General features: G+C 71.9%; 23 protein-coding genes and 1 pseudogene. 12 read left to right on the top strand and 12 right to left on the bottom strand.

Going from position 1 to position 21,811, the window contains the following annotated elements; translation table 11 throughout:
- Positions 1–3: 3 nt before the first annotated feature.
- Both ACFYQ6_RS17585 and ACFYQ6_RS17580 read right to left on the bottom strand, forming a co-directional pair.
- Entirely contained in the window at positions 4–645 is a 642-nt protein-coding gene (locus ACFYQ6_RS17585) for a TetR/AcrR family transcriptional regulator (RefSeq protein WP_356737011.1), read from the bottom strand.
- Positions 646–999: 354 nt separating this feature from the next.
- A complete protein-coding gene (locus ACFYQ6_RS17580) occupies positions 1,000–1,434 on the bottom strand; it encodes a DUF6892 domain-containing protein (protein ID WP_361578074.1) in 435 nt (144 codons plus the stop codon).
- A gap of 292 nt (positions 1,435–1,726) precedes the next feature.
- Between ACFYQ6_RS17580 and ACFYQ6_RS17575 the strand changes: the two genes are divergently transcribed.
- Complete coding sequence (locus ACFYQ6_RS17575; RefSeq protein ID WP_388763676.1) at positions 1,727–2,833, top strand: hypothetical protein; 1,107 nt, start codon at positions 1,727–1,729, stop codon at positions 2,831–2,833.
- Between the two features lie 228 nt (positions 2,834–3,061).
- Here the strand turns inward: ACFYQ6_RS17575 and ACFYQ6_RS17570 are convergent, their stop codons facing one another.
- Both ACFYQ6_RS17570 and ACFYQ6_RS17565 read right to left on the bottom strand, forming a co-directional pair.
- A complete protein-coding gene (locus ACFYQ6_RS17570; RefSeq protein ID WP_388763675.1) occupies positions 3,062–4,192 on the bottom strand; it encodes a pentapeptide repeat-containing protein in 1,131 nt (376 codons plus the stop codon).
- A gap of 361 nt (positions 4,193–4,553) precedes the next feature.
- On the bottom strand, positions 4,554–5,657 hold the full coding sequence (locus ACFYQ6_RS17565) for a hypothetical protein (protein WP_388763673.1): 1,104 nt from the start codon (positions 5,655–5,657) through the stop codon (positions 4,554–4,556).
- A 471-nt stretch (positions 5,658–6,128) separates the two neighbouring features.
- Between ACFYQ6_RS17565 and ACFYQ6_RS17560 the strand changes: the two genes are divergently transcribed.
- Positions 6,129–7,361, top strand: a complete 1,233-nt coding sequence (locus ACFYQ6_RS17560) for an esterase/lipase family protein (protein ID WP_388763671.1) — start codon at positions 6,129–6,131, stop codon at positions 7,359–7,361.
- 152 nt (positions 7,362–7,513) lie between these two features.
- Here ACFYQ6_RS17560 and ACFYQ6_RS17555 read toward each other — a convergent pair whose 3' ends face one another.
- Together ACFYQ6_RS17555 and ACFYQ6_RS17550 are read right to left on the bottom strand one after the other, a co-directional pair.
- Positions 7,514–8,200, bottom strand: coding sequence for a maleylpyruvate isomerase family mycothiol-dependent enzyme (locus ACFYQ6_RS17555; protein WP_361578089.1), 687 nt, complete (start codon positions 8,198–8,200; stop codon positions 7,514–7,516).
- A gap of 360 nt (positions 8,201–8,560) precedes the next feature.
- Positions 8,561–9,373: pseudogene (locus tag ACFYQ6_RS17550) on the bottom strand (DMT family transporter); the annotation flags it as partial.
- Between the two features lie 164 nt (positions 9,374–9,537).
- On the opposite strand from ACFYQ6_RS17550, the gene ACFYQ6_RS17545 reads away from it, so the two are divergent.
- Complete coding sequence (locus tag ACFYQ6_RS17545; RefSeq protein WP_388763669.1) at positions 9,538–10,458, top strand: LysR family transcriptional regulator; 921 nt, start codon at positions 9,538–9,540, stop codon at positions 10,456–10,458.
- Here ACFYQ6_RS17545 and ACFYQ6_RS17540 read toward each other — a convergent pair.
- Positions 10,442–11,782, bottom strand: coding sequence for an FtsX-like permease family protein (locus ACFYQ6_RS17540; protein ID WP_361578095.1), 1,341 nt, complete (start codon positions 11,780–11,782; stop codon positions 10,442–10,444). The two genes, ACFYQ6_RS17545 and ACFYQ6_RS17540, sit on opposite strands and share 17 nt — an antisense overlap.
- 3 nt (positions 11,783–11,785) lie before the next feature.
- Positions 11,786–12,589 (bottom strand): ABC transporter ATP-binding protein, encoded by an 804-nt coding sequence (locus ACFYQ6_RS17535; RefSeq protein WP_388763668.1) that lies wholly within the window; start codon positions 12,587–12,589, stop codon positions 11,786–11,788.
- Positions 12,590–12,794: 205 nt separating this feature from the next.
- On the opposite strand from ACFYQ6_RS17535, the gene ACFYQ6_RS17530 reads away from it, so the two are divergent.
- The gene (locus ACFYQ6_RS17530; protein ID WP_361578098.1) at positions 12,795–13,073 is read left to right on the top strand and encodes a metal-sensitive transcriptional regulator; all 279 of its coding nucleotides are present in this window, start codon (positions 12,795–12,797) and stop codon (positions 13,071–13,073) included.
- A gap of 31 nt (positions 13,074–13,104) precedes the next feature.
- Here the strand turns inward: ACFYQ6_RS17530 and ACFYQ6_RS17525 are convergent, their stop codons facing one another.
- Positions 13,105–13,599 (bottom strand): cupin domain-containing protein, encoded by a 495-nt coding sequence (locus ACFYQ6_RS17525; RefSeq protein ID WP_361578101.1) that lies wholly within the window; start codon positions 13,597–13,599, stop codon positions 13,105–13,107.
- On the bottom strand, positions 13,596–14,000 hold the full coding sequence (locus ACFYQ6_RS17520) for a helix-turn-helix domain-containing protein (RefSeq protein WP_361578104.1): 405 nt from the start codon (positions 13,998–14,000) through the stop codon (positions 13,596–13,598). Before ACFYQ6_RS17520 ends, ACFYQ6_RS17525 begins: the two co-directional genes overlap by 4 nt.
- A gap of 132 nt (positions 14,001–14,132) precedes the next feature.
- Between ACFYQ6_RS17520 and ACFYQ6_RS17515 the strand changes: the two genes are divergently transcribed.
- Both ACFYQ6_RS17515 and ACFYQ6_RS17510 read left to right on the top strand, forming a co-directional pair.
- The gene (locus ACFYQ6_RS17515; RefSeq protein ID WP_388763665.1) at positions 14,133–15,026 is read left to right on the top strand and encodes an NADP-dependent oxidoreductase; all 894 of its coding nucleotides are present in this window, start codon (positions 14,133–14,135) and stop codon (positions 15,024–15,026) included.
- A gap of 112 nt (positions 15,027–15,138) precedes the next feature.
- Positions 15,139–15,744 carry a hypothetical protein gene (locus ACFYQ6_RS17510; protein ID WP_388763663.1) on the top strand — a complete coding sequence of 202 codons (606 nt, stop codon included), beginning with the start codon at positions 15,139–15,141 and terminating at the stop codon, positions 15,742–15,744.
- Between the two features lie 30 nt (positions 15,745–15,774).
- Here ACFYQ6_RS17510 and ACFYQ6_RS17505 read toward each other — a convergent pair whose 3' ends face one another.
- Positions 15,775–16,143, bottom strand: coding sequence for a MerR family transcriptional regulator (locus ACFYQ6_RS17505; protein WP_361578113.1), 369 nt, complete (start codon positions 16,141–16,143; stop codon positions 15,775–15,777).
- Positions 16,144–16,234: 91 nt separating this feature from the next.
- Between ACFYQ6_RS17505 and ACFYQ6_RS17500 the strand changes: the two genes are divergently transcribed.
- The 5 genes from ACFYQ6_RS17500 (at position 16,235) to ACFYQ6_RS17480 (ending at position 20,374) form a co-directional block, all read left to right on the top strand.
- A complete protein-coding gene (locus tag ACFYQ6_RS17500) occupies positions 16,235–16,657 on the top strand; it encodes a hypothetical protein (RefSeq protein ID WP_361578116.1) in 423 nt (140 codons plus the stop codon).
- 43 nt (positions 16,658–16,700) lie between these two features.
- A complete protein-coding gene (nadE, locus tag ACFYQ6_RS17495) occupies positions 16,701–17,531 on the top strand; it encodes an ammonia-dependent NAD(+) synthetase (protein WP_388763660.1) in 831 nt (276 codons plus the stop codon).
- A 244-nt stretch (positions 17,532–17,775) separates the two neighbouring features.
- Positions 17,776–18,303 carry a hypothetical protein gene (locus tag ACFYQ6_RS17490; protein ID WP_361578122.1) on the top strand — a complete coding sequence of 176 codons (528 nt, stop codon included), beginning with the start codon at positions 17,776–17,778 and terminating at the stop codon, positions 18,301–18,303.
- Between the two features lie 28 nt (positions 18,304–18,331).
- A complete protein-coding gene (pip, locus tag ACFYQ6_RS17485) occupies positions 18,332–19,306 on the top strand; it encodes a prolyl aminopeptidase (RefSeq protein WP_388763658.1) in 975 nt (324 codons plus the stop codon).
- Between the two features lie 72 nt (positions 19,307–19,378).
- The gene (locus ACFYQ6_RS17480) at positions 19,379–20,374 is read left to right on the top strand and encodes an aldo/keto reductase (protein ID WP_388763656.1); all 996 of its coding nucleotides are present in this window, start codon (positions 19,379–19,381) and stop codon (positions 20,372–20,374) included.
- 143 nt (positions 20,375–20,517) lie between these two features.
- On the opposite strand, the gene thpR is transcribed toward ACFYQ6_RS17480, so the two are convergent.
- Positions 20,518–21,090 carry an RNA 2',3'-cyclic phosphodiesterase gene (gene thpR / locus ACFYQ6_RS17475; RefSeq protein WP_388763654.1) on the bottom strand — a complete coding sequence of 191 codons (573 nt, stop codon included), beginning with the start codon at positions 21,088–21,090 and terminating at the stop codon, positions 20,518–20,520.
- 99 nt (positions 21,091–21,189) lie between these two features.
- Between thpR and ACFYQ6_RS17470 the strand changes: the two genes are divergently transcribed.
- Positions 21,190–21,771, top strand: a complete 582-nt coding sequence (locus ACFYQ6_RS17470) for a Uma2 family endonuclease (RefSeq protein WP_361578149.1) — start codon at positions 21,190–21,192, stop codon at positions 21,769–21,771.
- The last annotated feature ends 40 nt before the right edge of the window (positions 21,772–21,811 follow it).

The raw sequence follows: 21,811 nt of genomic DNA, 5'->3' as shown, positions 1-21,811 counted from the left end.
CCCTCAGGCCACCTTCTCCACTCCCAGCATCGCGAGTCCCAGCTTGGTCAGCTCCTCCGACACCTCGTCGGGCCGGGCCCTGCGCGGACGGCGGGCGTGGTGGGCCATGAGCTCGTGGACCGTACCGACCATCACCATCACCACGACCCGGTGGTCCCGCTCCTCCACCTCGCCGCGCACCGCGGCCCGTTCGGCCTCGCCGTTCAGGAAGTCGGCCCACAGGTCGCGCCACCGCTTGCAGTGGGCGTCCACGGCCGGACTCACACCCAGCACCTCGACGAACGTCACCCTGGCCTCGCGCAGGTCCCGCGTCACCGCGGCAACGTACACGTCGAAGAGCCGCCGGAAGCGCTGTTCCAGCGGACAGTCGTCCATCCCCTCGGAGAGCAGGGCTTGTTCGGCCGCCCGCAGACCGCTGGTCGTGATCTGGTTGTGCAGGGCCATCAACAGCCCTTCGCGGGAGCCGAACTCCTCCCAGAGCACCTCCTCGGGCACTCCGGCCATCACGCACACGGCCTGCTCCGAGGTCTGCGCGTAGCCGTACACGCCGAACAGCTCCAGGGCCGCGTCGAGGAGTTTCGCGCGGGCCCGCGTACGCGCACCGTCGACCGTATCGATCAGCTGGTCCACCGGGACATCCACCACGGGTCCTCCTTCGTCGGCCACATCTCCGGTGCGTGCGACGGCAGGTGAGCGGGTCGCGAGGGCCGAAGAGGGCTTGGTCGCGTCTGGATGGCGCATGCGCCATTCTCCCGTTCCGTCCTGCTGCACACGTCCCGCGCCGCGCCGTCGCCGGCACAGACCGCCCGCCCCGGTGACTGCTCGCACAGCCGTGCGGCCACTTTCCGGGGCCCGGGCCGGTGAGCGTCTGACCGTCCGGTCGCGGCCGTCACCCGGTCCGGCTCGGCGGGACCGCCAGGTGCTGGTGGCCGGCGGCGCAGGCGTCCGGAGCGACCGCCGTGGGGATCTCGGGGCCGTCGGATCGCCGTCGCCTCTCCTCTAGCGGACGGCGATCCCCCGGGCCGCCAGGATCTCCGGCGCGTCCGGGATCATGTGCTTCAGCTCCCACTCCCCCGTGAAGAGTCTGAGATTCGGTACGAGGTCCAGGTCGTCGAGGCTGCGCACGTCGAAGAGGTCGTCCTCGCCGTCCCAGACGGGAGCGCACTCCTGGTAGACCTGGTGTCCTCCGTCGAAGGTCAGCTCCTCCACGGTGGCGAGGAGCTCGGCCGGTATCTCCAGCGCCTCGAAGTACGCGCGCGCTTCGTCGAGGACGGTGTACTCCAGCTCGTTGTCCCCGACGTGCGCGTCGAGGTCCTCGACGCCGCGCTCCCGCATGTGATCCCTCAGGCTGAATGCCGGAGTGAGCGTCTCGTCCCAGTACATGAGCTTCTCGACGACAAGGAGCTTGAAGTTGAAATCACGGAAGACTGTCATGCCGCATGTATACCGGCCGGGTCGGACAGCCCTTCCGCGCACGACCGTCCCGCCCGAGCCCAGCTGGTAGAAGAGTGAACGAACGAACCGCGTGCTGTGGCCGGTTGGGGCCGGATGCCGGGATCTCCGGCATGGGCGCGGCCCGAGTTGCGGGATGCGACGAGGGCGCCAGAGTGGAAATGACGCCCGTGCGCTGTTGAGCTGTGGATCTCCGGTGGTCGTGGGGCGTCACGACAGAGAGCCAGGCCCACAAGGGCAGAGCTACGCGACGCGAGTGCACCTGGAGCCCAGCATGGCCAGACTGTCCCGGCGATGGATCTCCCGCACTGTCGGCACCTCCTGCTTGGCCGCCGCGATCGCCCTGCCGGGCGTGGGCTCCGCCCTGGCGGCGCCCACCGCGGAACGGGCCGCGGCCTCCGCGCACGGCACGGACCCTCCACCGACCCCGGAACCCCCGGGCACGCCAGAACCGCCGGAGCGACCGCCACCGCCGCCGCAGGAGGAGAACACGGACGAGGGCACGGAGCCGCCGGGCACACCCCCGCCCTCGGACCGGACGGACCCACCGGACTCGGACCCGCCCTCCGACCGGGAGAAGACCCAGGAGCCGGAGAAGCCCGCCGAACTGAAGAAGGACGTCCAGGAGGGGGTGGCGAACGCGCCGAAGGAGGTGAAGAAGCAGGTCGAGAAGGCACTGACGCAGATGCTCGACCTCATCGACGACCCGGACACGACGCCTGCGGAACGGAAGGCGTACGCGCAGATCGTGAAGGGCATGACCGAAACGCTGCAAGCCATCGCGGATCCGGACACGCCCGCCGAGGACCGGGCCGCGTACACGAAGATCATGAAGACGATGTCCGAAGCGGTGACCCTGGGGCAGGAGCAGACTCCGGCGGCAGGCACCCAGGAATCCAGGCCGGCCCGCGCCCCGGCCACGCTGGGACTGCTGGCCTCGTCCGGTGACGCGCTGGTGGCTCTCCAGGACCCGGGGACGGCCCCGACGGATCCGAAGGACAGGAAGAGGATCCAGCAGGTCGTGGCAGAGGCCTGTGAGGCATCGAAGACGATCGCGGATCCGGAGGCCTCGGAGGACGAGAAGGAAGAGGCGAAGAAGGTCCTGGTCCGCCGGGCCGCGGTGTTCAAGAACGCCCAGTACCTGGATCTCATGAAGGAGATCAAGCGCTACAAGGCCCGGGCTGCCTGCGTGGACACGGTGGAGAACCGGACGCGCCAGGCGGGCTGGACCGATGGGTCCCTCTGGGGCCTCTCCGACGCCGCCTGCGCCGCGTCGGTGGCCGAGGGCGCCCGCCAGGAGAACTCGCAGTGGCACGCCCTCATGGCCTGCGTGCTGCGGGACCCCTTCTCCACCTGCGCGAGTGAAGTACCCAAGGACTGAGCGCGCGGCCGCCGCACCGGTTGCCCGCCCGTGGACCCGGCCACACGACGGGCGTCACGGCAGGCTCCGCTACGGACTTCGCAACGGCCTTCACGGCGGTTCCACTGCGGGTCGCCGCGGCCGACACGACGGGCGTCACGGCAGGCTCCGCCACGGGCTTCGCGGCGGCCCTCACGGCGGTTCCACTGCGGGTCGCGGCGGCCGACACGACGGGCCACGCCACGGGCTTCACAACGGCGGCATCCCGCGGACGCCCTTCAGCTTCGCGCCCGTGAGGCGCGCGTCGACCAGCGTTGCGCCGGTCAGATTCGCACCGGTCAGATCGGCGTCCGAGAGGTCCGCGCCCGTCAGGTTCGTGCCGGTCAGTTCGGCGTCGGACAGATCCGCACCCGTCAGGTCCGCGTCGGTCAGATCGGCGCCCGTCATCTCCGCGGACCGTAGGTCAGCCCCCGACAGGTCCGCCTTCTGCAGGCCGGTACTGGTCAGGTAGGCGCCGGACAGATTCGCGTCGCGGAGGATCGTCTCTTTCATCACCGCCTGGCTCAGCGTGGCACCGCTCAGCTGCGCCCCGTCGAGATGTGCGGCGCCCAGTGACGCGGAGGTGAGGTTCGCGACGGTCAGCCGCGCACCGGACAGGACCGCCTTCGTCATCGCGGCGCCGGTCAGGGACGCACGGGCCAGATCCGCACGGCGCAGGATCGCGCCTTCCAGGATGGCGCCGGACAGGTTCGCGTGAGCCAGCTCCGCCCGGCTCAGGTCCGCCTGCCGGAAGATCGCGTCGGCGAACTCGCTCCTCCCCTGCCCTGCCGTCAGACCGCTCAGATCGGTCCGGGCCAGTTCGAGCACGGGCATGCCACCGGTACCGAGCGGCCGTTCGGCCAGGACGTGCATCACCGCTTCGATGTCGGTGGGCGGCTGCCCGTCCTGCGAGGCGGACCGCTCCTCCTCCTCGCCCTTCGCGGGAAAGGGGGCGTGCCGGCGTACGTACGCGGTGAGAACGGAGACGACCGTGGCACGGTCACGGACCGAGTCCTGCATGATGCGCTCCAGGGCGTAGATGCCCCCCATACGCACGTCCAGGGAGTCCGATCCCAGGTTGGTGACCGCCGCGTTGAACCGGTTGGTGATCTGCCCCTGCTCGCTGATGCGCAGTTCCTTGTTCGCCTGATCCACCTGCATCCAGGTGAACAACAGCGCGGCCAGCGCCGCCAGTCCCGGAAGACTGACCACCGCCAGCCCGATCCACTCCGCCCGGCTGCGCGCCGGTGGCCCTTCCTTCCCGCTCCGGCGTGTGTTCCCGTGCTCCCGACGCCGCTCCGCGGTCCGGCGCAGCCGTCCGCTGCCAAGCTTCCTCGTCACGCTCCCCATGGCACGCGACGAAGCGGAGGCGACGCCGACGCCACACCGCCGGGACACACGAACGGGTGTGCCCCGTCCGCAGGTGCCGCAGGAGTTCCCGCGGAGTTCGGGGGACGGGCCACACGGGCACCGCCCGCCCGGGCCGTCCGTGGAGCCGAAGCCGCCCTCGCTCCCTCGCCCCTCGCTCCCTCGCTCGCTCCCTCGCCCCTCGCCCCTCGCCCCTCGCCCCTCGCCCCTCGCCGAGCGCAGCCGCAGCCGCAGCCGGTGAGACGGTGAGACGGTGAGACGGTGCGGACGCCAGCCGGTGAGACGGCGCGGGCGCCGACCGGAGGAGCATGCGCCGGGTTCGTACGCACGGCCGTCACGGCGCGCAGGGCGCCGCCTCACCACCGGAGGCGGGCGCACCGATGCGCGCGAAGCGCTCCCGCCACGGCAGGAGGTCGGGTTCGGCTTCGGCCGGAGTCCGCTGCCGCTCCCAGAGCTCCCGTGCGGCCTGCCGACGGCACGGGCCGCACTCGGTCTCGTCCGAGAGCGGCCGGAAGACGTGCTCCTCCTCCCCCGGAGCCGTACAGACCGTCAGCTCCGCGACGGGCGACGGGGCGGTGGGCTGCGGAGAGGGGCTCACGGGCAGCTCCGGCGGCATCTTGTGCAGCAGTCTGAACCGCAGGAACCCGACAGCCGACCGGACTCCGTCGCCCGGTAGCTCGCTGGTCAGTACGCGCCGCAGCTCACCCTCCGACACCCCGCGCAGCAGCCACCGGGCGGCGAGTTCGGCGAGACCTCTGGCTTCCTTCACCCCGAGGTACAGCTCCCGCCGCTGATGCCGCAACGACAGCAACACGCGTTCACCGTCGGCGACTTCCGGCGCGAGTTCGACGTCGGTCTCGGGAGCGGGCCCGGCAGCCCCCTCGGGCCCCGTCGCGCACGCGGGCCCAGCAGCCCGTTCGGCGCCGGTCACGCACTCGGGCCCCGTCACGCACGCGGGCCCGGTCGCCGCAACACGGTCGCCCTCGGCTTCGGAGGGTGGGTGGGGAGAGTTCTTCTCCCGTTCTTCCTCCACCGGTAGTTGATGACCGGCCATCCGAACGGCTGGTTCACCGACCGTCGGTTTCGGCACACTCGGAGAGGCCGGGGCGCACCCCGGGCGCAGGGCGGCGGCCTGCTCGCGGGTGAGGGGGACGTTGGACAGCAACTGCTCCGTCACCCAGCGCCCGCGCTCCCCCTGCGCACGCCACTCATGGACGTAACCGTGCACCACCAGCAGTTCCTTGGCCTTCTGGTACGCCCGCCCGGTGATCCCGAGCTTCCGCGCGTGCTCGCTGAGCGGCCGTCCGGCCTGTTCGTCGGGGAGCCCCTGCACGACGAGGAGCAGAATCTTCGCGTCGCTGGTCAGCCGCACATGGCGGACCACGTCGTGCGAAGCCTTCGTGAAGCGCCGGGAGGGCGCGATAGCATGCCGAAGCATCTCGGTGGACTTCCGATCCACTCGTGGGTGAAGGCCCTCGGGCTGGTGTTGGTAGCACCTCCGGGGGCCGCCCGCACGCTGCGTGCGCACGGAACGTGATGACGCGATTACGGTACCGCACGCCACAGGGCGCCGTTCCGCATATGCCCCGACTCCTCGATCACCGGCCGACGCCTGGTCCGGGCAGCCAAACAGCGTGCGGACGAGGCGGGTTCGGCATCCCGGGCCCCACCCCGCACGAGAGGCGGCGCCCGGCGGCGACCGGGCCACGGCAGCGGCCCCCGAGGCATCGGAGCGCCATCGAGGACGCCCTCGCCCCGGCATCCCTCCATCGAGTGTATGTCACTCTCCGTGCTCGACCAATGTCTCTGCGTGTGCGCATGATGGAGGTCGATCGCATATGCCCCCGCACCTCGACCGTCCGGTCCCGTCGGACAGGTGAGTCGTGCGCACAGACAGAAGGAGCTGCCCATGTCCGCGTCACAGGACGGCAAGGACGCCCAGGCGGAGCAGATCAGCGGCGACCTGATCGCCGCCGCCCCGCTGAGCTCGGCGCCGCCCATCCAGGTGCCGGTGCAGCAGCGCGACGACGAGTGGGCGCTGCCGGGCGGCTTCGCCTGGGTCTACCACGGCGAGGGCGGAAGTCACGTCCGCAAGCCGGTGATCATGGCGGACGGTTTCAACCTCGGCCGGAGCGACCTCCAGTGGCTCGCGCAGGGGCTGGAGGGCGGGGAGTACAAGTTCCTGACTTCCCTGCGCCGGCTGGGACACACCGTGATCCTGGTCGGCTTCGACGAGCGCACCGCGCCCATCGAGGAGAACGCCGAGGCCGTGATCGAGGCGATTCGACGCACCATCGCCGAGCGCGTCGGTGACGACCGGCTGACCGTCGGCGGCTTCAGCATGGGCGGCCTGGTCACCCGCTACGCACTGGCCAGGATGGAAGAGCAGCGGATGGACCACCAGACTGCGCTGTACTTCTCCTACGACACCCCGCACCGCGGCGCGGTGATCCCGATCGGCCTGCAGGCGTTCGCGCACTTCATCCCGCGGGACAACGCCTTCGCCGAGCAGATGAACAGCCCTGCCACCCGCCAGATGCTCTGGCGCCACCACAACAGCGAGACCGGCAAGGACGAGGTCGACCCGCTGCGCACCCGGCTGCTGGCGGAACTGGACGAAATGGGTGGCTGGCCGCAGATCCCGCGGAAGATCGCGGTGGCCAACGGCGCGGGCGACGGCACGGGCCTCCCCGTCCCGCCCGGCGACGTGGCCCTGAAGAGCACCGGGCTGATCGCGTTCCCCGGCACGACCTTCTACACCCAGTCCGCCGGTGACGGCGTCACGGTCGCCGAGCTGAAGCGACTGCTCCCGCCCAAGTCGCAGAAGGTCACCACCAGCGGCTACCCGGAGCTGGACGGCGCTCCGGGCGGAACCCTCGCCTCCTACAAGATCGTGGCCGACGAGCTGGTGGCCAAGGGCGGAAAGGCCGACCTGCGGCACGAGGCCATCTGTTTCGTGCCGACGGTCAGCGCGGTGGCGATCCGGGACATCGACAAGCAGGACGACCTGTACGCGAAGGTCACCGCGATCGACCCGCAGGAGAGCGAGGTCGACGACTTCTACTGGTCCTCGACCAACACCCCGCACACCGCGATCACCTCGGAGCTCTGCGAATGGATCATCGCGCGGCTCCCTGAGTGACGCGGCGTCACCACCGCTGAACGAGCCGCCCGGCCGCGCGCGGGCGCGGCCGGGCGGGCGGCCTCGCCCCGAAGTCGTTCCCCCGCACCGGCGTTCACGGCATCAGCACGCGCCGTTCCACCGGACTCCGCGTACGGACTGCGGAATGGCCACTAGACCCCGGTGAATCCGGGCCGGCAGCGCTCACGGAGGACTTCGACCCCGTCACCTTCGAGTGCGTCGCAGTGCCCCGCACGTCCCGTCATGGCCATCACCAGGGCCAGGGTGGGTCCCTTCACGAGCGGCCCGGAACCCGCCGCGAACGGACCGTCGTCCGCGACCAGACGCAGTCCGTCCACGCGCCCTCGGGCGAGGACCACCATGTCCGAGCCCTGGTAGTACGCAGCGACCTGCGTGAGCACCTCGATCGGAGACCTGTGGTGGACGATGCCCAGCGGACGCCTGATGTCCTCCCCGTGCACGATCACCTCGCCCAGCATCGCTGTCACCGGCAGGGGAGGCTTGGTCCTGCTCGGGACGGCACGCCGGAACCGTTCGAGTGTCTCGGCAGGGGATCCGCCCAGTTGCTCAGCCAGCCGCATGGCGACCTGCTTGTCGAAGTCGAACCGGCAGCGGATCACCCCCGCCATCCACCGTGCGGAGTTGAGACTCGCCCCCGCCGTGATGTGGGCGAGCACCTCACGCACCGTCAGCCCTGCGCAGAGCGAAGGGGTCTCCCACCGGCCGTCGTCCAGCTCCGCGAGGTCGGCCGCGAGCGCCGCCCGCTCGGCGTGGATCGCGGGCCAGTTCCCGGCCCGGGCCCGCCGGCCGGGTTCCGCGGGCGTCTCGGGGTTGCTCATGTGGATCGGGTCTCCTGTCACGGGACGGGTCTCCTGTCAGAGGCACGCGTCGCACCCGCCTTCGTGGCGGGAGCCTTCGTCTGGCCTGCTGGAACAGACTCCCGCGCCCCGGCGAAGTCATCGCCTCGCGGCACCCGGGTCCTGACACGGCGCGGTGGGGTGGGCTTCCCGACGGGGCGCGGTGGTGTCGGCTCCCCGACGCGGCGCGATGGTGGCGGCTCCCTGATGCGGCACGGTGGTGGCGGCTCCCTGACACGGCGCGGTGGTGTCGGCTCCCTGACACGGCGCGGTGCGGGCCCCTCCCCGACGGGGCGCGGTGGGGTCGGTCCCTCCCCCACGGGGCGCGGTGCGGGCGGCTTCCCGGCGGGGCGCGGTCGAGGCGACGACGGTGTTGGCGGCCACGATCACGGCGATGGCCAGCCAGGAGGCGGCATCGAGGTGCTCGTCCAGGACGGCGAGCCCGATCAGGGCGGCGAAGACGGGGTTGACGCTCATGAAGACGCCGAAGAGATGCGGCGGCACCCTGCGCAGCGCCAGCAGGTCGGACACGAACGGAACGGCGGAGGAGAGCACCCCGGCCGCCAGCGCGCAGCCCAGCGCCACAGGTGTCGGCGGGTGCTGCCAGAGCACCCACGCGCCCACCGGCAGGTACATCGCGCCCGATACGAGCGCCGCGGCGGCCGAACCCTCCAGGCCGGGCAGCCGGGCGCCGACGGTGCGGTTGCACAGGATGTAGCAGCCCCAGCAGGCCGCCGCCAGCAGGGCGAGTCCGATGCCCAGGTAGTCGGTGGACGGTGTGGGACGGGCGAGCACCGCCACCGCGACCGCCGCGGTGAGGGCGGCAGCGAGGTCGGTCCGCCGACGGGAACCGGCCACGGCCACGGTCAGCGGGCCGAGAAATTCGAGCGTGACGGCCAGCCCGAGCCCGATCCGCTCGATCGCCGTGTAGAGGGACAGGTTCATCGCGGCGAACACCAGCGCCAGCCTCAGGACGGGACGCCACTGCGCGGCGGTGAACCCCCGCAGCCGTGGCCGGCCCGCAACGCCGAGTACGAGGGCGGCCACCCACTGGCGTACAGCGACGACACCGAGCGTGCCGAGGACCGGGAAGGCCAGCGCCGCCACCGCCGCCCCGCTCTGGTTGGACAGTCCGCTGCCCAGCATCAGCGCCATGCCTCCCCATCGCCCCGGCCGGGGGGCCGGGCCCCGCACGCTCCGGGCCGGCACGGCGGCGGGAGCGGTGGCTGCGGGAGAGGGCGCGGGCTTCATGCGCCCACGATGGGACGCGGCCTCGCATGCGCAAAATGCAATCGGCGGCCGTTCTATACGCTGGGCGTATGGATGGCACGGGTGCGAAGGCCGGCGCGATGGAGCTCAGACATCTGCGCTGCCTGGTCGCCATCGTCGACACCGGCAGTTTCACGGACGCCGCCCACGAGCTCGGTGTCTCCCAGGCCGCCGTCTCGCGGACCCTCACCGCGCTGGAAGGCTCCCTCGGGGTGCGGCTGCTGCACCGCACCAGCCGCTCCGTCGCCCCCACGACCGTGGGCGTGCGGGTCCTGGCCCGTGCCCGTGTCCTGCTGGCGGGGGCGGACGAACTGGTCCGCGAAGCGACCCTCGGTCACACCCGTCTGCACATCGGCCACGCCTGGTCCGCCTTCGGCCGGCACACCACCGAGTTCCAGCGCCGCTGGCACGAACAGCACCCCGGGACCGAGCTGCGCCTGATCCGCCACAACAGCCCCACCGGCGGTCTCGCCGAAGGCCGTTGCGACCTGGCGGTCGTACGCGCCCCTCTCGACCTCACGTCCTGGTCCCACGTGCTGATCGGTCACGAGGCCCGCCGTGTCGCCATGGCCTCCGACGACCCCTGGGCCCGCCGCCGCGGTATCCGTCTGGACGAGGTACTCGGCCGTACCCTCGCCATCGACCGCCGCACCGGGACGACCACCCTGGATCTGTGGCCGGAACACGACCGGCCCGCCGTCGAGTACACCCACGACATCGACGACTGGCTAGCCGCCATCGCCACCGGCCGCCGCGTCGGTCTCACTCCGGAGGCGACCGCCGCCCAGTACCGGCGGGACGGCATCGTCTACCGCCCTCTGCGCGAAGCGGACCCCGTCCCCGTGCACCTCATCTGGCGCACCCACGACGTCCACCCGGCCACACACAGCGCCATCGCTCTCGCCACCGGCCTCTACCGGGGGCGAGAGCGGGACCACGGCCCGTCAGGACGGTTCACGCGGCCACGGTGACGGCGTCGACGGCCGGCGTACGCAGTGTCCTGCGCGCGGTGCCCAGGCTCGTGCCGAGGGTGACCACCGTGGCGACGGCCATGATGGCCAGCCAGGTCGCCGGCCCCTGGTCGGGGACGACCTGGTCGGTGCGGACGGTCGTGAACGGGATGATGCCCGCGATGCCCGCCACGGTGCCCAGGAACAGCCCCGTCAGCGTGAGGATCACCGCCTCCAGGCCGACCACCCCGAGGACCTGGCCGGGGGTCGCCCCGGCAAGGCGCTGCTGCCCGAACTCCCGGCGGCGGTAGGAGGTCGCCGCGTACAGGCTGTTGACGAGCATGATGCAGGAGAAGACCACGATGATGCCGACGACGACCAGGTTGAGGGTCTCCAGGTTCTTGTCGTCGACGGTCTTGTCCAGGCCCGACGACGTCACCCAGTCGCTCTCGACGCCCTGGATGTAGAGGGTGGCGGTGGCCATACCGGTGAAGATGATCATCGGCATGAGGATTCCGGCGAGCTCCGCACCGCGCCGGCGCAGGTTACGGGCGCCGAGATAGCCGCCCGCGCCGCCCACCGCGGCCAGCGGCCGGCTCAGGAGTTGCAGCATCCGGCCCAGCAGGGACGGGGCGAGGACGGCGAAGCCGACGGAGAGCAGGATGGCCCCGTAGGCGGGGAACGCCATCAGCATCTCCTCGGTGCTGTCGACGGCGTACGTGGTCAGGACCCCGCCGGCCCCCGCCACCAGCGCCGCGCACCCCGCCAGGGTGCGGCCACGGCCACGCGAGCGCTTACGGGCCCCGGAGGGAGCCCTGGTGGCGCGGCGTACGGCGAGGAAGGCGGCGCCGACCGAGGCGAGGAGCGTGATGCCGAAACCGGATCCGAGCGCCATCGCGCCGAAGGCGGGCTCGATCCGGGCGGCGACCTGACCGCTGTCCTTGAACAGGTCGAGCAGGAGCCGGCCGCCGAGCACGGCGGGCCCGATGGCGAGCAGTGTGCCGGCCAGTGCCACCACGGCGGACTCGCCGACGACCATGCGCGTGATCTGGGCGGGGGTCGCTCCGGTGCAGCGCAGGAGATGAATCTCCTCGGCGCGCTGGCGGACGGAGACGGTCAGGGTCGAGGCGATGGCGAAGAAGACGAGGAGGGAGCCGTAGCCGCCGACCACGCCGGCGGAGATCGTCATGGACTCCGAGCTCACCGCGTCGACCCCGGGGGCCGCCGCCGTGTCGTGCAGGGAGCTGAACGTCATGATGACGACCGCGCCCAGGAACGCGGACAGGAGCGTGGCGAGGAAGCGTCCGGGACGCTTGCGAACCGAGCGCAGGGCGAGGAAGAGCATGGCTCACACCTCCATCAACGAGCTGTCGTCCACGTGCCGTGCGGCGACGCGGTCCCCGAGGTGGGTCATCCGTTCGGCGACGGCCTCGGCGGTGGGGGCCGGCAGGCTGCCCGCCAGCCGCCCGTCCGCGAGGAAGAGCACCGTGTCGGCGTAGGAGGCGGCCACCGGGTCGTGGGTGACGAGCACGACGGTGCTGCCGTGGACCCGGACGGTCTCCCTCAGCAGGCCGAGGACGTCACGCGCGCTGCGGGTGTCCAGAGCGCCGGTCGGCTCGTCGGCGAAGACCACGCCGGGCCGGGTGACCAGGGCGCGGGCGATGGCGACGCGCTGACGCTGACCGCCGGAGAGCTGGTCGGGGAGGTGACCGAGCCGGCGTCCGAGCCCCACCTGCGTGAGGATCGCCCGGACCCGCTCCGGGTCGGCCCGGCGGCCGGCGAGCCGCAGCGGCAGCGAGGTGTTCTCCTCGACGGTCAGGGTGGGCAGCAGGTTGTACTGCTGGAAGATGAAGCCGATCCGCTGCCGCCGGAACTTCGTCAGCGCCGCCTCGCTGCCGCCGCCCATCTCCTCACCGTCCACGAGGATGCGCCCCTGGTCGGCGCGGTCCAGGCCGGCAGCGCACTGGAGCAGCGTCGACTTGCCCGAACCGGAGGGGCCCATGACCGCGGTGAAGCTGCCGGTCGGCAGGCTCAGGGTCACTCCGTCCAGCGCGGTCACCGCGCCGTCCCCCGTCCCGTACACCTTGGTCACCGATTCCAGCCGGAGCGCCTCGGCTGTCCGGCTCGGGGGCTGCCTCTTGCGATCGAACATGGCCATCACCCTTTGCTCGTCGGACGCACTCTGCGTCACGTAGACGACGCTACGGACACGGGAGGACGAGCACAGTGGCGTGCACACCCGGGTACGGGGTGGGGCTGAGGACACCCTCGGCCGGGGGGCACGCCGGGCTAACATACCCCCTGGGGTACGAGCCGATCAGGTGGCAGACGCGACCCAAGACGACACCGGAGGAACCGTGCAACTCGACATCGCGGCCGACGAGCTGAAGTCCGTACTCAACCGGCTGCGCCGCGCACAGGGGCAGATCGCCGGGGTGATCAGGATGATCGAGGAGGGCAAGGACTGCGAGGACGTGGTGACCCAGCTCGCCGCGGCCTCCCGGGCCCTGGACCGGGCGGGCTTCTCCATCATCGCGACGGGGCTCGAACAGTGTCTGGCCGACGAGGCACAGACGCCCGCCGACAAGGACCGGATGCGCGCCCGCCTGGAGAAGCTGTTCCTCTCCCTGGCCTGACGCTCCGGCCCGAGGGACCGTGAACCCGGAACTACCGCTCCGGAAAAGCCTCCCCGCACGCGCTGCAGAACCTGGGCGCCCGGTCCGCCGACAGCCTGCCGCACTCCGGGCACACCAGGTCCAGCATGCAGGGAGCCTCGCCGCCCTCGTACGCGGGAGCCCGTACCGCCGGCTTGACGGTCAGTCCGGGACGGCGGCGGTGGACCGTGAGGTAGGTCAGCCCCTCGGGCCCCGCGAGCAGAGCACGGCGCGAGGTGCGCGGGAGCCACAGGACCGCGGTCGGAGCGAGGCGCAGTGTGTCACCGGCGCCCGTACGCAAGGTGCCGTCGCCCGCGAGGACGACGAAGAGCACGTCCAGGACGTCCTCCTGGTGCTCGCCCACCCCGGCGTCCGGCGGCAGGTGGACGACGTTGGCATCCAGCTCGCGCCCCTGCTCGGCGAGATGCCACAGCGCACCGCGCCGGCCCGGGGCCACGGAGGCGAGCAGTTCGTCCAGCACCGCCAGTACCTGCGGGGTCGCGTTCACGCCGCAGCCTCCTCGTCATAGCGCTCCCGGGCCTCGTGAACCTGGTCGAAGTGGGTCTCCGCCCAGGTTTTCACGGCGAACAGCAGATCGCTCAGGCTGTGGCCCAGCTCGGTCAGTTCGTAGTCGACGCGCACGGGCACGGACGGCGTCACGGTGCGCGTGACGAGTCCGTCCCGCTCCAGGGTCCGCAGCGACTGCGTCAGCATCTTCTGGCTCACCCCGGCGATCTTGCGGCCGAGGTCGCTGTACCGCATGGGGCCGTCGCGCAGGGCGCTCACGATGAGGCTGACCCACTTGTCGCCGAGCCGCCCCAGCAGTTGGTTGGTCGGGCACTCCCTGAGGAACGCGTCGTAGGCGAATCGGGCTTCCTCGCGGCGCTGGGCCGCGGTGCGGGTCGCCATGGGGCTCCTGCCTCCGGTCCTACCTGGGGGTGGCCTACGCACCTGGAGGTACGTACTTACGGAAAGAGAGTAACTCTTCCTAGGTTTGTGGAGGCGGGAGAAACCCGCCACCGATACCGAGGAGTTGTCGACATGCGTGCTGTGGTGGTCAAGGCGTTCGGTGGTCCCGAGGCAGTGGAGCTCGTGGAGACCGCGGTCCCCGAGCCCGGCCCCGGCCAGGTGCGGATCAAGGTGGCGGCGGCTGCCGTGAACCCGGTGGACGCGGCGTACCGCGCGGGAATACTCGTCCCGCTGCCCGAGGGCGGCGCGCTGGGGCTCGGCTGGGACGTGGCGGGAACCGTGGACGCGGTGGGCGCGGGAGCGCAGTACGCGGTGGGGACCGAGGTCGTCGCGCTGGCGTACGGCCCCGCGCCGGTGAAGACGCACGCGGACCACGTGGTGGTGGACGGCTCGGCGGTCGCCGCCGCCCCCTCCTCCGTGGACGCCGTCCACGCGGCGACCGTGCCGCTGAACACCCTGACCGCCGCGCAGGCACTGGACCTGCTGGACCTGGCACCCGGCTCCACGCTGCTGGTCACCGGCGCGGCGGGTGCGGTCGGCGGATACGCGGTGCAGCTCGCCCACCGGGCAGGGCTCACGGTCACCGGGGTGGCCGGCGCGGCCGACGAGGAGCTCGTACGGTCCTTCGGGGCGGACCGGTTCGTGGAACGCGGCGCGGCCGTGGGCGGGTTCGACGCCGTGCTGGACGCCGCCGTGATCGGCGCGGACGCGCTGGCCCACGTGAAGGACGGCGGCGACTACATCGGCGTCATCCCGCAGGCGGGCCCGCCGAGCGTGCGGGGCATCCGGGTCCAGGTGGTGGAGGTGGCCGCCGACGGCAACCGGCTCGCGGAGCTGGTGAAGCTGGTCGACCAGGGCGCCCTCTCGACCCGGGTGGCGGACACCTACCCGCTGGACAGGGCCGCCGAGGCGCACAGTCGTCTCGCGGAGGGCGGGGTACGGGGACGGCTCGTCCTCGTACCGTGATCCGAGCAGGTCAGGGCGTACGGGCCGGACGAAGAGCCTCCGCAAGTGGAGGCTTGCTCCGTCCGGCCCGAAACCGCCGGGCGGGCAAGGTGATCGCTGTACCGTCGCCCCCGTGACCCACCCGACGCCTTCGACGCCCTCCACGCCCTCGACGCCCCGATCGGCATCCGACGACGTCCTGTGCGCCGCACTCACCCGGAGCCTGCGGCGCAGGGGCACCGTCGTCCTGTCGGTGTTCGCGCTGGTCTGGGTCTTCGCCGGGGCGTCCGGCCTGGCGTCCCCGGGCGCCGCCCTGGCCGCCGAGATCATCGCGGTGCCGGTCACGGCGGTGGCGATCCTCCTGGCGTACCGCAAGGGCGCCGCGCCCTCGCCCCGCCTGGTCGACCTGCCCGCGAACTGGGCGCGTTCGGTGGGGGTCGTCAACGTCGTCGAGCTCGCGGCCGTCTTCAGTGTGATCGCGGCGTCCAACGCCTCGGGCCACCCCGGGCTCATCCCTCCGGGCATCGCGCTGGTGGTCGGCCTGCACTTCGTCCCGCTCGCGCGCCTCTACGACCAGTGGCAGTACAAGGTGACGGCCGCGCTGATGAGCGCCGTCGCGGTCCTCGGCTTCGCGCTCGTCGCGGCCGGACTGTCGGACGAGAGCGTGCGCGCCGTGGTGGGGCTGGGCTCCGCGGTGACGCTGTGGGCCTCCGCGTACCACGTGGCCGTCAGGGGCTGACGGCACCGGCCGCAGGGAGTCACCCAGGCATCAGGGGCTGACGGCACCGGCGGCACGGAGCGGGCACCCGGTGCCCACTCGGGCGCCCAGTTCGGCGCGCAGGGAAGCCAGTTCGGCCATGCGGCTGTCGATCAGCCGCATCTTCTCCTCCATCAGCGCGGACAGGGCGTCCGCGGGGTCGGGCGCGTCACGCAGCTCGGCGCCGTGCCTCCCGATCTCCGCCAGGGAGAACCCCAGGGTCTGCGCGGTACGGACGTACAGCAGCCAGGGGACCGTCTCCGGCGGGAAGTCGCGGTAACCGCTGGGCAGTCGGCCACCGGTGACGAGCCCGTTCCGCTCGTAGAACCGGATGGCGTCCCTCGACAGGCCCGTCCGCGCGGCCAGTTCACCGATCAGCATGGTCCACCCCCGGGGTTCTGCGCTTGACCTTGGACCGTACGCCACTGTTTAGCGTCGGGCGGTCGCCACCCGAGACCCCAGGGAGTTCCGCATGCCCCTCGCCCCCGTCCCCTACCTGTCCGTCGTGCGCGCGAGCGCCTGGTACGACCTCGTCGTCACCGCCGGCTTCGCGACTCCGTGGACGTACGGACTGCTGCACGGCGTGCTGTCGTCCGCCGGCGAGGCCCTCGGGCTCGGCCCCCTGCCCGCCCAGGACCCCATGCAGATCCTGTACGCCAACCTGATGGGCTCCGTCGTGGTCGTCTGGGCCGTCCTGCGCCTCGCCCGGCCGCTGCCTGAGCACGGGCTGTACGACGGTGCCGCGCGCGCCCTGTTCGCCGCCTGGCAGGGGTACGCACTCGCCCACGGCGGTCCACGGCTGCTGTGGCTGTTCCTCGTCGTCGAGGTCGCGTTCGGGTCGGCTCAGCTGGTGCCGTGGCTCCGCCGGACCGCCCGGCCTGCGGCCCCTCGGTAGGGTGGGCGAGACAGACCGTCCCGAACCGGACCGAGGAGCAGACGTGAGCGAGTCGGCGAACATCGCCCTGCAGCAGGAGATCGCCCGGGAACTGGAGGTCGCGGAGACCTTCGACGCCCAGCAGGAGATCGAGCGGCGTGTGGCCTTCCTCGCCGAACGGCTGACCTCCACGGGACTGCGCTCCCTGGTGCTCGGCATCAGCGGCGGCGTCGACTCCACCGCGGCGGGGCGGCTGTGCCAGCTCGCCGTCGAGCGGGCCCGGGACGCGGGCCACGAGGCGCGGTTCTACGCGATGCGGCTCCCCTACGGTGTGCAGGCCGACGAGCACGACGCGCAGCTCGCACTCTCCTTCATCCGGCCCGACCAGGTGCTGACCGTCGACATCAAGCCCGCGACCGACGCCATGCAGGACGCCCTGCTCACCGGTGACGTGGCCTTCAGCGACCCCCACCACCAGGACTTCGTGCTCGGCAACGTCAAGGCGCGGCAGCGCATGATCGCCCAGTACGGAGTGGCCGGCGCGCACAACGGTCTCGTGGTCGGCACGGACCACGCCGCCGAGGCGGTCTCCGGCTTCTTCACCAAGTTCGGGGACGGCGCCGCCGACCTCGTCCCCCTGACCGGCCTGACCAAGCGCCGCGTGCGTGCCGTGGCCGACGCCCTGGGCGCCCCGGCCGAGCTGGTGTGGAAGGTGCCGACGGCCGACCTGGAGACGCTCGACCCGGGCAAGGCGGACGAGCAGGCCCTCGGCGTCACCTACGACACCATCGACGACTTCCTGGAGGGGAAGCCGGTGGACGAGAAGGCCTTCGACACGATCGTCGGCCGCTACCGTCTCACCGACCACAAGCGTCGGCTGCCGCTCGCCCCGTGAGACGCGGGGGCACGCGCCGGCCGGCGGATTCACCTCGCACCAGGGGGAATTGACCGGCGCGCGCCCTGTCCCGGTGGGTATCGTGAGCGGCTCTTCACCCGCCAAGACGAACCCGCAGGGGAACCCACGCGTGTCCAGCCCCGCACAGCCCCCGCCGCCCCGGCCCTCCGGGCCACCGACACCGCCTCCGCCCGCGCAGCCCCCGACCCCGCAGCCGCCGGCCCCGCAGGCCGGAAGCCATCGGGTGCCGGTCATCGCCGCCGTGATCACAGCGGTGGCGACGATCGCGGCCGCCGTCATCGCCGCCGTGGCGTCCGACGGGGACTCCCCCTCGGACGGACGGTGGGCCGGGCCCCCTGCGACATCCGTGACGGCACCCGCCTCGACCGCGGAGTCCGGACTGCCGGACGGGCCCTCGGACGGGCCGTCGGATCCCCCGTTGCAGACCCTGCCCGCGACCGGCTCCCCGACCGGGGACTCCAGGCCGCGCGTGACCGTGACCCCCTACATGGCGGCCGCGGGCGACAAGGTGACGATCGAGGCCGGCGGTTTCGCACCGGGAGAGCAGGTCCGCATCACCTTCCGGGACAGCGGGTCCGTCGAGAAGGACGTGCGCGACGTCACCGTGGAGGCCGACGGCCGACTGGCCGTGGAGGTGCTCGTGCCCGTCGAGGTGGGTTCGGGGCACGACAGCCCCACGTTCCGCGTGTGGAGCCTGGACGACGTGGACACCGACAACTCGGCCGACGCCCCGTTCACCTACACCGATTAGCCACCACCGATCGAGGGGGACCGTCGCAGTGGACAGGAAGCCGGACGAGAAGTACCCGCCGATCGAGCCGTACGACCAGGGGATGCTGGACGTCGGCGACGGCAACCACGTGTACTGGGAGGTCTGCGGCAACCCCGGCGGCAAGCCCGCCCTCGTCGTCCACGGCGGGCCGGGTTCGGGCTGCGGGGCCTGGGCGCGGCAGTACTTCGACCCCGAGCTGTACCGCGTCGTGCTCTTCGACCAGCGCAACTGCGGACGCTCCACCCCGCACGCGAGCGACCCAGCCACCGACATGCGCCACAACACGACGGCGCACCTGGTCGCCGACATGGAGCTCCTGCGTGAGCACCTGGGTATCGAGAAGTGGCTGCTGTACGGCGGCTCGTGGGGCTCCACGCTGATCCTGGCCTACGCCGAACAGCACCCGGAGCGGGTCTCGGAGATCGTCATCTCCGCTGTGACGACGACCCGGCGCAGCGAGATCGACTGGCTGTACCGGGGCGCCGGGCAGATCTTCCCCGAGGCCTGGGACCTGTTCCGGGCGGGTGTACCGGAGGCCGAGGGCCCGGCGGACCTCGTCGCCGCGTACGCGCGCCGGACGGAGAGCCCCGACCCGGAGGTGCGGGCGAGGGCCACCGCCGACTGGTGTGCCTGGGAGGACGCGGTGCTGTCCATGGAGGCGTACACCGGCCCCTCCCCGTACAGCGGCAGGCCCGGCCGCGACCAGCTGGCCTTCGTGCGGATCTGCGCGCACTACTTCGCGCACGCCGCCTGGCTGGAGGAAGGGCAGCTGATCCGTGACGCCGGACGCCTCGCGGGCATCCCCGGCGTGCTGGTGCACGGCCGCTTCGACCTGGGAGGCCCGCTGATCACCGCCTGGGAGCTGGCGAAGGCCTGGCCGGACGCCGAGCTGACGGTGATCGACGGTGCGGGGCACCTAGGCGGGCCGGCGACCTCCCGGGCGGTGCTGGCGGCGCTGGACCGGTTCGCGCGGCGCGTCTGAGAGCCGCTTTCGCGGCGCGCCTCCCCGATCACGCTTGCTTCGAGCCCGCTCGAAGGAGTTGGCTTGGGCTCCATGAAGTACACGCAGCTCGGACGCACCGGACTCAAGGTCAGCCGCCTCGTCCTGGGGACGATGAACTTCGGCCCCCAGACCAACGAGAGCGACAGCCACGCACTCATGGACGCCGCCCTGGACGCGGGCGTCAACTTCTTCGACACGGCGAACGTCTACGGCTGGGGCGAGAACAAGGGCCGCACCGAGGAGATCCTCGGCACCTGGTTCGCGCAGGGCGGAGACCGTCGTGACAAGGTCGTTCTCGCCACCAAGGTCTACGGCAACATGGGCGCCGACGGCGAGGCCTGGCCCAACCACGACAAGCTGTCCGCCCTCAACATCCGCCGGGCCGTCGACGCCAGCCTCAAGCGGCTGCAGACGGACCACATCGACCTGTACCAGTTCCACCACGTCGACCGGGACACCCCGATCGACGAGATCTGGCAGGCCATCGACGTACTGATCCAGCAGGGCAAGATCCTTTACGCGGGCTCGTCCAACTTCTCGGGCTACAAGATCGCCCAGGCCAACGAGCGGGCCGCCCGGCGCGGCAGCTACGGGCTCGTCAGCGAGCAGTGCATCTACAACCTGATGGAGCGCGGCGCCGAGATGGAGGTGATCCCGGCGGCCCAGGAGTACGGCCTCGGGGTCATCCCGTGGTCGCCCCTGCACGGTGGGCTGCTCGGCGGCGCGATCCGCAAGGAGCGCGAGGGAAGCGGCGCCCGGTCCACGTCGGGCCGCTCCGGCGACGCGCTGGCCGACCCGAAGGTGCGGGCCCAGGTCCAGGCGTACGAGGACCTGCTGGAGAAGCACGGCCTGGAGCCCGGCGAGGCCGGTCTCGCCTGGCTGCTGACCCGGCCCGGCGTCACCGGCCCGATCTCCGGCCCGCGCACGCGCGAGCAGCTCGACTCGGCTCTGCGCGCGGTGGAACTGGAGCTGTCGGAGGAGGTGCTGTCGGCACTGGACGAGATCTTCCCGGGCCCCGGCCCGTCGCCGGAGAACTTCGCCTGGTGACGGCCGGGTGTACGGCTTCCGCTCCCGGGGCTCAGCCTCCGAGGGCGGAAGCCGCCGCCACGACGACGAACATCAACACGAGCACGGCCGCCATGATGCGGTTTCTGGTCTTCGGGTCCACCCGACGAGCGTAACCGCCCCGCTCACCTCCCCAGCGGCCAGGCCCGCACCACCTCGTACCGCGGCTGCTGCCCGGGCACCCCGTCCACGGGCAGGTTGCTGCGTACGAGGCTGAGCTCCCCGGCCTCCCAGTGACGGCCCTCGAAGCCCTCCAGCGCCGCCGTGTACGGGGTCAGGTCGGTCGGGACCCGGCTGCGGGCGAGGGTGAGGTGCGGGGTGTAGCGGCGGTGCTCCTCCATCGCCACCCCGGACCTGCGGGCGGCGGCGTCGGCGCGTTCGGCGAGCAGCCGCAGCGTGTCGAGGCCCCCCGCCGCCCCCGCCCACAGGGCCCGCCCGTCGAAGCGGCCCCCGCCGTGGATTCTGAGCGGAAACGGCTCGGTCCGGTGCGCGGCCCGCTCCAGCCGGACGTACAGCTCGGGCAGCAGCTCCTCCTCCACGTTCCCGAGGAAGGCCAGCGTGTAGTGCCAGCCCGCCCGCGCGGTCCAGCGGAGGTTCACGGCCCCCGGCAGCCGGTGCAGCGGGGCGACCGCCCGGGCCAGCTCGTCGGCGGCGGGCTCCGGCGGCAGGACGGCGGCGAAGAGTCTCTGGCTGCTCATGCGGCGAGTGTCCCAGCGACCCCGCGTGTCCGGGGGGCCGGGCCTATCGTTGTACTACGCGGCTGCCCGCGCCGTGCGGCAGCGGGGAGGAGCGCCACGATGACCGTCGTCGACGACAGGATCGAGATGGCCGACACCAGCGACGAGCGCACCCTGGACATGATGTTCGAGTGGCTTGAGCCCACCCCCGAGGGATTCAAGGTCGAGATCGTCGAGGGGAACGTCTACATGTCGCCGCAACGGGACACTCACTGGCGGATCATTCTGGCCGTCATCAGGCAGCTTCTGTCCGAATACCAGGAAAACCGGCTTCTCTCCGACGTACGCATCGACTACCCCGGCTGCCTCAACGGCTTCGCCTCCGATGTGGTGGCGCTCGCCCAGGATGCCGCCAAAGGCGAGGACGGCCGCTGGCGCTACCAGGACGTCGAGTTCGTCGCCGAGGTGATCTCCAGGAGCACCGGTGCCAATGACTACGGCTCCAAGAAGGCCACCTACGCCACCGCCGGCGTTCCGGTCTACCTCATCGTCGACCCGTACACCGGCACGTGGCACCTGCACACGCTCCCGAAGGACGACGAGTACCGCAGCGTGCTGAGCCTCGATTTCGGCACCCCCATCGACCTCACCGACACGGTCGTCGGCCTCACCCTGGAGACCTCCGCCTTCCCCCGCGACTGAACGCGCGGCCGAACACACGACTGCCCCCCACCGGCCTGGG

Origin of the sequence: Streptomyces sp. NPDC005494 (assembly GCF_042872025.1) — a bacterium.
Lineage (GTDB): Bacteria > Actinomycetota > Actinomycetes > Streptomycetales > Streptomycetaceae > Streptomyces.
The sequence above is the reverse complement of the archived record's forward strand: the minus strand, read 5'-3'. Positions and strand labels throughout refer to the sequence as shown.

Coding starts and splice junctions, on each gene's coding strand:
- ACFYQ6_RS17580 (WP_361578074.1), bottom strand. CDS start 1,434: ATGACAGTCTTCCGTGATTTCAACTTCAAGCTCCTTGTCGTCGAGAAG.
- ACFYQ6_RS17575 (WP_388763676.1), top strand. CDS start 1,727: ATGGCCAGACTGTCCCGGCGATGGATCTCCCGCACTGTCGGCACCTCC.
- ACFYQ6_RS17565 (WP_388763673.1), bottom strand. CDS start 5,657: ATGCTTCGGCATGCTATCGCGCCCTCCCGGCGCTTCACGAAGGCTTCG.
- ACFYQ6_RS17560 (WP_388763671.1), top strand. CDS start 6,129: ATGTCCGCGTCACAGGACGGCAAGGACGCCCAGGCGGAGCAGATCAGC.
- ACFYQ6_RS17555 (WP_361578089.1), bottom strand. CDS start 8,200: ATGAGCAACCCCGAGACGCCCGCGGAACCCGGCCGGCGGGCCCGGGCC.
- ACFYQ6_RS17545 (WP_388763669.1), top strand. CDS start 9,538: ATGGATGGCACGGGTGCGAAGGCCGGCGCGATGGAGCTCAGACATCTG.
- ACFYQ6_RS17540 (WP_361578095.1), bottom strand. CDS start 11,782: ATGCTCTTCCTCGCCCTGCGCTCGGTTCGCAAGCGTCCCGGACGCTTC.
- ACFYQ6_RS17535 (WP_388763668.1), bottom strand. CDS start 12,589: ATGTTCGATCGCAAGAGGCAGCCCCCGAGCCGGACAGCCGAGGCGCTC.
- ACFYQ6_RS17520 (WP_361578104.1), bottom strand. CDS start 14,000: ATGGCGACCCGCACCGCGGCCCAGCGCCGCGAGGAAGCCCGATTCGCC.
- ACFYQ6_RS17515 (WP_388763665.1), top strand. CDS start 14,133: ATGCGTGCTGTGGTGGTCAAGGCGTTCGGTGGTCCCGAGGCAGTGGAG.
- ACFYQ6_RS17505 (WP_361578113.1), bottom strand. CDS start 16,143: ATGCTGATCGGTGAACTGGCCGCGCGGACGGGCCTGTCGAGGGACGCC.
- ACFYQ6_RS17500 (WP_361578116.1), top strand. CDS start 16,235: ATGCCCCTCGCCCCCGTCCCCTACCTGTCCGTCGTGCGCGCGAGCGCC.
- ACFYQ6_RS17480 (WP_388763656.1), top strand. CDS start 19,379: ATGAAGTACACGCAGCTCGGACGCACCGGACTCAAGGTCAGCCGCCTC.
- thpR (WP_388763654.1), bottom strand. CDS start 21,090: ATGAGCAGCCAGAGACTCTTCGCCGCCGTCCTGCCGCCGGAGCCCGCC.
- ACFYQ6_RS17470 (WP_361578149.1), top strand. CDS start 21,190: ATGACCGTCGTCGACGACAGGATCGAGATGGCCGACACCAGCGACGAG.